Source organism: Mucilaginibacter endophyticus, from assembly GCF_003351025.1.
Taxonomy (GTDB): domain Bacteria; phylum Bacteroidota; class Bacteroidia; order Sphingobacteriales; family Sphingobacteriaceae; genus Mucilaginibacter; species Mucilaginibacter endophyticus.
The window spans coordinates 1,400,218-1,410,889 of the sequence record NZ_QPCG01000002.1; the positions used below are offsets into that span (position 1 = coordinate 1,400,218).

Annotated in this window: 11 protein-coding genes; 9 read left to right on the forward strand and 2 right to left on the reverse strand. The window is 40.0% G+C overall.

The features are described from left to right. Positions 1-394 precede the first annotated feature (394 nt). The gene (locus DUL71_RS13225) at positions 395-2,359 is read left to right on the forward strand and encodes a M1 family metallopeptidase (protein WP_114938486.1); all 1,965 of its coding nucleotides are present in this window, start codon (positions 395-397) and stop codon (positions 2,357-2,359) included. A gap of 118 nt (positions 2,360-2,477) precedes the next feature. On the opposite strand, the gene DUL71_RS13230 is transcribed toward DUL71_RS13225, so the two are convergent. Further along, positions 2,478-3,521 carry a hypothetical protein gene (locus DUL71_RS13230; protein WP_114938487.1) on the reverse strand — a complete coding sequence of 348 codons (1,044 nt, stop codon included), beginning with the start codon at positions 3,519-3,521 and terminating at the stop codon, positions 2,478-2,480. Positions 3,522-3,987: 466 nt separating this feature from the next. On the opposite strand from DUL71_RS13230, the gene DUL71_RS13235 reads away from it, so the two are divergent. From DUL71_RS13235 to DUL71_RS13250, 4 genes are all read left to right on the forward strand, one after another. Then, the gene (locus DUL71_RS13235; RefSeq protein WP_114938488.1) at positions 3,988-4,347 is read left to right on the forward strand and encodes a response regulator; all 360 of its coding nucleotides are present in this window, start codon (positions 3,988-3,990) and stop codon (positions 4,345-4,347) included. Positions 4,348-4,506: 159 nt separating this feature from the next. Further along, positions 4,507-6,789, forward strand: a complete 2,283-nt coding sequence (locus tag DUL71_RS13240; RefSeq protein ID WP_114938489.1) for an ATP-dependent helicase — start codon at positions 4,507-4,509, stop codon at positions 6,787-6,789. 163 nt (positions 6,790-6,952) lie between these two features. Next, entirely contained in the window at positions 6,953-7,321 is a 369-nt protein-coding gene (locus DUL71_RS13245) for a helix-turn-helix domain-containing protein (protein WP_114938490.1), read from the forward strand. A gap of 218 nt (positions 7,322-7,539) precedes the next feature. Next, positions 7,540-7,839, forward strand: coding sequence for a hypothetical protein (locus tag DUL71_RS13250; protein ID WP_146750050.1), 300 nt, complete (start codon positions 7,540-7,542; stop codon positions 7,837-7,839). On the opposite strand, the gene DUL71_RS13255 is transcribed toward DUL71_RS13250, so the two are convergent. Continuing rightward, positions 7,836-9,266 carry a tetratricopeptide repeat protein gene (locus DUL71_RS13255; RefSeq protein ID WP_114938491.1) on the reverse strand — a complete coding sequence of 477 codons (1,431 nt, stop codon included), beginning with the start codon at positions 9,264-9,266 and terminating at the stop codon, positions 7,836-7,838. The two genes, DUL71_RS13250 and DUL71_RS13255, sit on opposite strands and share 4 nt — an antisense overlap. A gap of 568 nt (positions 9,267-9,834) precedes the next feature. Between DUL71_RS13255 and DUL71_RS31950 the strand changes: the two genes are divergently transcribed. From DUL71_RS31950 to DUL71_RS13260, 4 genes are all read left to right on the forward strand, one after another. Then, on the forward strand, positions 9,835-9,996 hold the full coding sequence (locus tag DUL71_RS31950) for a hypothetical protein (protein WP_154402381.1): 162 nt from the start codon (positions 9,835-9,837) through the stop codon (positions 9,994-9,996). Positions 9,997-10,049: 53 nt separating this feature from the next. Then, positions 10,050-10,193, forward strand: coding sequence for a hypothetical protein (locus DUL71_RS31955; protein ID WP_154402382.1), 144 nt, complete (start codon positions 10,050-10,052; stop codon positions 10,191-10,193). Positions 10,194-10,228: 35 nt separating this feature from the next. Next, positions 10,229-10,381 (forward strand): hypothetical protein, encoded by a 153-nt coding sequence (locus tag DUL71_RS31960; RefSeq protein ID WP_154402383.1) that lies wholly within the window; start codon positions 10,229-10,231, stop codon positions 10,379-10,381. Positions 10,382-10,457: 76 nt separating this feature from the next. Continuing rightward, on the forward strand, positions 10,458-10,672 hold a 215-nt coding region (locus DUL71_RS13260; RefSeq protein ID WP_154402384.1), incomplete at its 3' end, for a hypothetical protein.

Below are 10,672 nucleotides of genomic sequence, written 5' to 3' on the forward strand. Positions count from 1 at the left end.
ATAATTGCACCTGTAAGTTAAATGGTATTTATTTAGAAAAGTTTTACGGGGAGGTGGTTATTCATGTCTGATCCGCTGCGTTTCCAGACTCATTTGTTCCCCCAGGTATCTTGGAGAGGACCCTTTTCGTCCCCTCAGGGTCTCTCGGAGAGGACCCTGAGGTTCACCACCATCTAAGCAGCTAACAAAATACTCGGAACAAATCTGCATAGCGTATACCTCAGGGTCCTCTGCGAGAGACCCTGAGGGGACGTTGATGGGACGTTAATCCGCTGCGTTTCCAAATTCTCAGTAATATGCCAAAATCACTAATACACAGGCTTTATGACACTTTAAATTGCCAAACTCACAAATTATTTCCCTTTATTTGCCCCCTTATTGTCAAAAATTTAAGATGAACTGTTTAAAACTGAATTATTTATTATGCGCTGTAGCGCTAATGCCGTTAACGCGAACGGCATCGGCACAAAACTCCGACACTGTTAAATATAACCATCAGGACCTTTTTGGCCCTATTACCTGGCCGGTTACCAGCGGTGGCACACGCTCTGCTGCCGGCAAACCTTCGCCGGCTTACTGGCAAAATAAAGCTGATTACCAGATTAAAGCTTCGCTTAACGAAGGTAAAGACACCACCATTACCGGCGAAGTTAAAATCACCTATACTAATAACAGTCCCGATAAACTTGATTACCTGTGGCTGCAGTTAGATCAAAATCTTTTTAAACCGGATTCGCGCGGAGCGGCGGTTACGCCATATACCGGCGACAGGTTTGATGTTCGCGGTTTTAGCAGAGGTGGCTACCATATTGCTTCTGTTGATGTTACTTACAAGGGCGAAACTTATAAAGTTGAGCCGATCATCACTGATGCCCGCATGCAACTGCGCCTCAATACCCCAATGGATGGTAAAGGCGAAAAAATAGAAATCAAGGTAAATTATGATTTTGCTATCCCTTTTTATGGTGCCGACCGTATGGGCCGCAAAAAATTTAAACAGGGCTATGTTTATGAAATTGCCCAATGGTACCCACGCATGTGCGTTTATGATGATGTGGAAGGATGGAACACGCTGCCTTATATGGGCTTAGGCGAGTTTTATTGTGAATACGGCGATTTTGATTACTACATCACCGCCCCTGCAAATAAAATTGTAGTTGGCTCGGGCGACTTGCAAAACCCTGAAGAAGTGCTTACCCCTACCCAATTAAAAAGGTTGGAGCAAGCCCGCAACAGCGATAAAACTGTAACTATCATCAGCGCATCCGAAGTTGGTAAAGGCGCAACACGTCCGTTTAAGGGCACCCTTACCTGGCACTTTAAAATGAAAAATAGTCGTGATATTGCCTGGGGCGCTTCAGATGCGTTTATCTGGGATGCCGCAAGGGTTAACTTCCCTTCAGGACGTAAAGGCATTGCACAGTCTGCTTACCCGGTTGAGAGTTCGGGTAATGATGGTTGGGGCCGTTCAACCGAGTACCTGAAAAACAGCATGGAGATTTATTCAAACCTATACTTTGAATATCCATGGAATTCGGCAGTGAACGTATCAGGCGTGGCTTTGGGTATGGAGTATCCGGGTGCTATCTTCTGCCTGAGCAACCTTAAAAAAGCCGACCTTTGGGGCGACGTTACTCATGAAATTGGCCATAACTGGTTCCCGATGATAGTTGGCTCAAACGAGCGCAAATACATGTGGCAAGATGAAGGTTTTAACACGTTCATTAACGAGTATGCCACCAAAGCTTTCAACAACGGCGAGTATATTGAAAGAAGCACTTCGGCACAAAATGTACTGGCTGGTTACCGCAACGGCAAAGACCCGCTAATGACTGCACCCGAGGCTATCGGTCTTAACGATTACGGTCAATATTACACTAAAACCGCTTTGGGATTGGATATTTTAAGAAATGTAGTGATTGGCCCAGAACGTTTTGACTACGCTTTCCGCGAGTATGTAAAAAACTGGGCATTTAAACACCCACTGCCTTATGATTTGTTCAGGGCGATGAATGATGCCACCGGCGAAGATTTGAACTGGTTCTGGAAATCATGGTTCTTCACTACCTGGAAACTTGACCAGGCTATTAGTTCGGTAACCTACATTAAAGGTAACCCGGCTCAAGGTGCGATGATCACCCTAACCAATAACGAAAAAATGGCTATGCCTGTTGATCTTAAAATTGTTCAGGCTAACGGCAAAACCGAAATCCTTCACCTACCGGTAAATATCTGGCAGCGCGATGGTGTTTGGAAATTTAAATATCCATCAACATCGGCCATTAAAAGTATGGAGATCGATCCGGATCACCAACTACCCGACGTTGACCTAAAAAACAACGTTTATAGAGGGGAATGATTTTGATTTCGGATTTGGGAATTTCGATTTCGGATTTTAGAGATTAGAGATTAGAGATTAGAAAGAATTAAAAAAGGCGATGAGTGTTTGAGCTCATCGCCTTTTTTAATTCTTTGCTTTAATCAAAATTAACCCGGCCGAAGTTTGTTTTAATTACAATATTCCGGTTCGCATCGCCTTTACCTAAACGGCCTTTGTAGCTTTTCTCCTGATTATCGAGCGCTTTATCGCCCGTTAACTTGATTTGCGGATCGCTGTTGTTTAAAGTTCCGTAGTAGGTACTCACATCACAATTGGCATTTACCCCGGTAATTCGGCCTACCTGCACACTGGTGTAAGCGGCGTTTACATGCAATGTTTTTATGTTTTTGTCGATGTTTTCAATCCTGAATTGCTTGCCAAATCTCGCATCAATAGTAGCCGAAGAATAGATCTTCCCTATCCGTGCCGGACCATAGCTAACGCTTACGCTGAAATTGCTACCTTCATTGAGGTCAAGACTGCCGTGTAAAACCTCCAACCTGGTACCGCTAAAGCCTTCAATATCGACATCGCCAAAGTTTACCTTTACGTAGTTGAGCGGGTTGATCAATCTTTTTGCCTTCAAGTTACTATAAAGGCTGTTCAACATCAATTTCCCTTCAAAATCGGGCAAAATGGTTGTGCCGTAATTATTGATTATATTGAGCGCGCTTTTCGCAGGCATAAAAACAATGTAATTAATCTCGATTTTCTTGATACGGGGCTTATCTTCTCCTTTCCATAAAACATTGCCATTATTAATTCCATTATCCCCAATGATAGTTTTAAAAGATACAAGCGCTTCCTTCTTGCTGTCACTTATAGTAATGGTGTTTAAAAAGCCCTGGGCGTCCGTTTGTTTATCGGCGTAAATGTTTACCTGTACTTCTACACTAAACTCGTTACGGTTCCAGGTGTTTATTTTAACCTCGCCAAAACGGTTGTCAATCATTAGCTCATCCAGTTTACCGGCAGTATAAAGCTTGCTACATTTTTTTGAAGCGATCTTCAGCGCGCCATTTTTGATTTGATCGTCCGCGTTATCATCATCATAAATAATTCCGGCATTTTTTAATGGATCTGCCGGAGGCATAAACGCCGCCGCATTATTACCGAGTGTGTCGGCATCATTCCGAGGCATTACAACACTATTATCAGCTTCCGATTTATCGGCAGACTGGGCAATGCTTTGGTTTGTAACAGCAATAAAAAAAAATCAAAAGCATCAGGCGGGCGGGGCCAAATTTAGTTTTCATTTTGCAAATCATATCTATCAGGTTATATCATAAATGACACCCTAACTTTCAATGAGTTGCATCTCCGTAAAGTAAAACCGGTAATTATATCGCCCACTGTAATAAAAATATCACACTTAGCTAATTATCAATCATTTTAGCGGAGGAATCATCAAAACAATTATCTTTACAAAAAGATAAAATACAGGTACAATACCGCTATATCGTACTGTTAATAAGATCGATAACAATAATATATTCCCATATCGACTCAAATTAAACACAATAGGAATATTTTTAATTATAAAACATTTTGTTTATTTGTGTCATTAAGAAGCTAATAGCAGATCACACAACAATTAGCATTTATCTATGGCGAAAAATATACTCATAATTGAAGATGATGCCGAAATTTTACGGGTATTGGAAACCGTGCTCACTTTCCATGATTTTGAGGTTACCGGGCTTAACCGTACTGATGATATTATTGCAGCCGTAAAAAACTACAACCCCGATCTTGTTTTAACCGATTATATGCTGCCAGGCCTTAACGGCGGTCGCATTTGTCAGCTGATTAAAAGTAACGAAGCCACCAGACACATCCCTGTGATCCTGATCTCAGCCTACCATGAACAGGCCATTGCACTGGTTAATTTTGGTTATGATGCCTTTGTACCTAAGCCTTTTGATGTAAATAAGCTGGTAAAGACTATTAATAGGTTTTTGAATTAAGAATAGCTTAAGAGCATAGTCCGATCGCAAAATTATGTCAGACACTCGTCATTTCAATTTTTCAAAATAATTCCGAAATCTCAAATTCGATATCCGAAATCCTTTCCCCTTTCAGCCCAAAACCTTAATTTCGCTGCCTCATAGAAAGAGGAAAAGATTTTGGATTATTTACAGGGATTAAACCCGGAACAAAGGGCAGCGGTTGAAGAAACTGAAGGACCGGTAATGATTATTGCCGGTGCCGGATCGGGCAAAACACGTGTTATTACCTATCGCGTGGCGCATTTGATACGTAAAGGTGTTGATTCGTTTAATATACTGGTGCTTACCTTTACCAATAAGGCCGCCCGCGAAATGCGTGAACGTATCACCCATGTGGTGGGTACCGAAGCCAAAAATATCTGGATGGGCACCTTCCACTCGGTGTTTGCCAAAATTTTACGGGTTGAAGCCGAAAAAATTGGCTACCCAAGCAACTTTACCATTTACGATACCGACGATAGCAAAAGCGTTTTAAGGGCCATTTTAAAGGAAATGAACCTTGACGACAAGCTGTACAATGTAAATTTTGTACTCAACCGCATTTCGGCATCAAAAAATAACCTGATCTCGTGGCAGGAATATAACAAGAACGAACAGATCCAGGCCGATGATTTTTCGAGCGGTCGCGGGCAAATGGGTAAGATCTACGAGATGTATGCCACCCGCTGCTACCGTGCAGGGGCTATGGATTTTGACGACTTGCTGTACAAAACCAATGAATTATTGAAACTACACCCTGATGTGCTCAATAAATACCAGCATAAGTTTAAGTACCTAATGGTGGATGAGTATCAGGATACCAATTTTTCGCAGTATCTGATTGTTAAAAAGCTGGCTGCCGTTAACGAAAACCTATGCGTTGTGGGTGATGATGCCCAAAGTATCTACGCTTTCCGTGGCGCCAACATCCAAAACATCCTGAACTTTGAAAAGGATTATCCGGATCTGAAGGTATTTAAGCTGGAGCAAAACTACCGCTCAACCCAAAACATTGTGAATGTAGCTAACAGCATCATCCGCAACAATAAGGATCAGCTTAAAAAGAACGTTTTCTCCGAAAAAGAATCGGGTGATAAGATCAAGGTTATGCGTGCCTTCAGCGATAACGAGGAAGGTAAAATAGTAGCCGAAGCAATTATGCAGGACCGCAGCTCTAACGGACTTAAATGGTCGGCATTTGCCATCCTTTACCGTACCAACGCGCAGTCACGTTCCATGGAGGAGGCTTTACGTAAGTTGGGCATCCCATATAAAATATACGGCGGTCTTTCATTTTATCAGCGTAAGGAAATTAAAGACCTTATAGCGTATTTCAGGCTCACCTTTAACCCTAACGATGAAGAAGCTTTAAAACGTGTTATCAACTATCCAAAACGTGGCATTGGTGATACTTCGGTTGATAAGATCATTGTAGCGGCCGATCAGCATGGTATAACACCATGGGAGGTAATAGTTGAACCAGGCAAATATCTTGAAGGAAAGATCTCCGGCGCGGTAGCCAATTTTGCGACCATGATCCAGAGTTTCCAGGTGCTGGCCAAAACCAAATCAGCGTACGAATCTGCTTTATATGTAGCCCAGCATTCGGGCTTGTTGAAGGATCTTTATGAAGATAAATCGGTAGAGGGACTTAACCGTTACGAAAATATCCAGGAGCTTTTAAACGGTATCAAAGAGTTTTCTGAGCGCGAGGATATTGAGGAAAAAGGCCTTGATATTTTCATGCAGGATGTTGCGCTGCTTACCAATGATGATAAGGATAAAAACAAGGATGCCGAAACGGTATCACTCATGACTATCCACTCATCAAAAGGTTTGGAATTTCCGCAGGTGTATGTTGTAGGATTGGAGGAAAATCTCTTCCCATCTCAAATGTCACTTAACTCACGCAGCGATCTGGAAGAGGAGCGCCGCCTGTTTTATGTAGCCGTAACCCGCGCCGAAAGCAAGCTGCATATCAGTTATGCCACCTCTCGTTTTAAGTTCGGAACATTGATTAATTGCGAGCCAAGCCGCTTTTTGGACGAAATTGACGCTAAATTCCTTGAGCTTGACTATACTGCCAAACCATCATCGGGCGGCAATCCATTTGACGATGAGCGCAAAGCATGGAGCCGCGACAAACAACCCGACAGCTTTTCACGCCCTAAACCGGCTGCTGCCGCGCCTGTAAAAACCACTTCTATACTGGCTAAAGCTCACGTACCTTCGGCCAATTTCAAGCCTTCTGACACCTCTAATTTGCAGGTAGGTATGGAGGTTGAGCACGAGCGTTTCGGCTTCGGTAAAGTGATTTCACTGGAGGGTAATAAGCCCGATATTAAGGCTACCATCTTCTTTAAAGAGATTGGTCAAAAGCAATTATTACTAAAATTCGCAAAGCTTTACATCATCCAGTAAACATAAACCAAGAGTTAAAATCCCTACTTTGAGGAATTGCTTCCCCAAGCATTTCCACACTCCATCGTTAAATTGCCTTTATAACACTAATTTAAAGGTAATTTAATGATGGCATACCGTTTGGATTGTTTTCAGTGTCCTTTCCCTTAATTATTAATTGAACATGAGCGATACTGTAAAAAAGAAAACAAACAAATCCGTTGGTAAAAACATCCGGACATTACGCCACCAACATGGATGGAGCCAGGAAGATGTGGCCAACCGTTTGGGCATCTCAATTCCTGCATTTTCAAAAATTGAAACAGGTGTAACTGATATTAACTTATCGCGCCTGGAACAAATCGCCAATATTTTTGATGTGAATGTAGTACATCTGCTTGCCCTCGATAGCGAAGAGGTTGATGTCAAACCGTCAAGCTTAAGCGTAGCACAAAAAAAGCTGATAGACCGCGAATCGGAAATTGCCAATTTACAACGTAAGGTTATATTACTTTACGAAGAACTACGCAACAAGACCTTAGTGGCTATGTAATTGTGTGCTGAAAATATTACAATTTATCGATAGTGTATATTGTTTGCTTCGTATTGATGTCCTGCCAAACGGCTTCCATTAAATACCAGTTAACATTATTTAATAAAACGAAATTTAAATAAATTTCATTTTATTGTATTCGCTAATTTATCGATAATGAGCGCTTTATAAAGGTTTTGGAGTAATAATTGTGGCATACGGGTATAAATAAAAAGCGTATGTCAAATTATCTTATCTCCATATCAAAAAACGAAAACCTGAGTGATGGCATCATCCATGATCCCAAAAGCAAACTAAAAGTTAAAGCTTTTGATTTACTGAAGGCTCGTTTTAAACCAAGCAAAGGAGAGGTAAGATTTTTTGTAACATCAGCCAGTGAAACACTGGCTTTTGAAACTCAGGGTTACAACCAACACAGACAATTGCTGGTGTTACAAATGATATCGTGGTATTGTATTTACCTGGGGCTTATTGAAGCACAGATACATTCAAATTTACCAGTGCATTTTGCGTATTAAACCCGGGGAGGGTTATGCAGCATATCGCTCATTTCGATAATCTTTTCATCAATTTCAGATACACACTTATCCATCATATCCAAACATTCGGCCTGGTCAACCAGGCCTTCTTTTTCGAGGTTAATTAAGCCACGAAGCGTTGCTATAGGCCCCCTGATCTGGTGAGAAAGATAAGACGAATGTTCTGAAAGCTTTCTGTTTTTCAACTGCAAATCCTTAGTGCGTTCGTCGATAATCTCTTCCAGGTGATGATTTATGCGGTCAAGGTTATCTTTTTGCCGCGATACTTCACCATTTAAAAGCGTAAGCTGGGAGTTAGTTTTGGCCTTACGTTTCACATTGCTTATAAGCAAACCAATTACCACCAGCAACAAACCCGCAACTACAGTCACAGCCCAAAATTTAGACCGGTCATAAGCCTGGCGTTCGGCAATCCTTTCGTTCTCTTTTAGCTGCTCTTCCTGTCTGCGCTTAGCCTCAACCAAATTCATTTGTGCCGATACATTGGTTTTGTAGGTAGTGCTATCCTGTGTATAAATTTCCCTCAATAAATTTACCGCACGGGCATAATTCTTTTTATTATACTCGAGCTCGTAGGTGGTATACTTATAATCGTAATCCAGCTTAGGGTCCTTTACTAACTGGGTATAGGCAGTGCCTTCCTGCACCATTTTTTCCGCGTTTTTAAAATCACCTTTGGCCATATAAAGTGCTGCAAGCGTAAGGTCAACGCTGGCTACTGACTCATTCAAATCGCCGGCTTTTGCCCCAGTATTAGCCTCAAGTAATAAACTTAGCGCCTTATCGTAGTCTTTAAGCTTGAAATAAATAACGCCCCTGTTTTGCAAACACTGGATCATGTTAATACTATCCTTGCGTTTTTGAAATATCGGAAAGCTCTTGTCATAAAACTTAAGCGCCATGTACAGGTTATTTTTACGTGTATAAACGTTACCAATATTCAGGTATAACGAACCAAGCAGCTTAGCATCATTTATTTTTTGAGCTATCTCTAACCCTTTATTAAGATAATCAAGAGAACGTTCATAATCATGATCGCGAAACAGGATACCAATGTTATTATAAACGCTGGCCTCGCCTTTCAGGTTATTATTACGGGTAAAATAAGAAAGAGAGTTAAGATAATTTTCTATAGCTTTTTCAGGCTGATCTAAATAGTATTTACCTATACCAATAACACGATAAGCTTCGGCAATACCGTTAAGATAATTGAGTTTGGTTGATAATTTGAGTGCCTTATTAGCATCCTGAACGGTTTGCTCGGGGTTGGTTAACCTGTTTTTATATGCATTTGCATTTATGGTTATAACCTCATTAGTATCTATAGCGGCAACATCATTAATATCATTCGCGTATACCGTTAACGATAATAAAATGAATAATATAAATGTCCCGATTTTTTTCATCAAAAAACTTCTACGTTCTGTTGGGGTGAAAGTTATAAAATAATGCTGAATTATATTTAATGTTAAGAATAAAAAACACTGTGGAAAATTATTTTTATATTTTTTCAAACTAATTAAAAAACATATTTATATTTGCAGTGTTAAATATTTGATATACAGCGTATTAAATACGCAAAAACAATTATTCCATACCACATTGAGCAGGTTATAATCAATTACAATAATATTTCAACATACATGTGAAATAATCAATATTGACTGTAGTTTGTATATCAAATAAGTGAAATAATGTGAAAAACGTGCAATAAATTGTATACCATGCACGCAACTAACTCAAATGATATAACATTTAAAATTAGTAATTTAACGCCAAAATTAACAGTGTAAAAATACGAAACAGATAACATTTATTTAAGATTTAAATAACACGGCTTTAAAAAAAACAGAGAGTAAAATCCGGGTTTTGAAATATTTGTGATAAGCTTTAAATAAGCTTGCCGAGTTTTATTAAATATTTGCTATCGTATTAATTTAAAAAATAGAATATTAAATACAATAATTAATCAATATGAAAAAAACAGTGTTTTTTGTACTTCTTACCGTAGGCGCAGGGGTACTATCATCGTCATCAGTTTTGTCATCATCGGCAAAAAAAGATGCACAGCCAACAGCTGTCAATTTCACTAAAACACCAGCAAGTTTTAAACGCGACCTGGGAAGTGCCGACTGAGATCAATTAAAAAATCAATACAGAAAGTTCAACATCGATAATATCATACGATCATGAAAAAAATAATCACCATCGCTTTAGCAGTTCTGTTTACAGGAGCTATCTCATCATGCAAAAAAGAAAGCCCTAAAGTTGAGTTTGCTAACCTTCATTTATTTACAACCGGCTACAAAAGAGACCTGGGAAGTGCTGACTGATTTATCTGTTCACGATCAATAAAACATAAAACAACATGAAAAAATTCATCCTCATAACAACAGTAGTGCTTAGCGCAGGTGCATTATCATCAGCCGCAAACAAAAATGAAAACAAACAAAAGTTTGTGATTGCACCAGTAAACTCATTGACAACAGGCTTCAAAAGAGATTTAGGCAGCGCCGACTAATAAACAAGCAACATCATATAACAGAGATATATCAAAACAAAAAATATTTAAGTACCCCCCACACATTCAAAACATCATGAAAAATTTAACACTGATAGCAACTTTAGCATTAAGCACCATATTATCAACTGCTACTTTAGCAAATGCCGCCAAGGGCCCTCAACCAAAACGTGATTTAGGCTCTGCCGACGCCCGTGGTCCTCAGCCAAAAAGAGATTTAGGTTCTGCTGATTTTGCTCAATCTGGTCCCGGCCCAAAAAGAGATTTAGGTTCTGCTGATTTTGCTCAGTC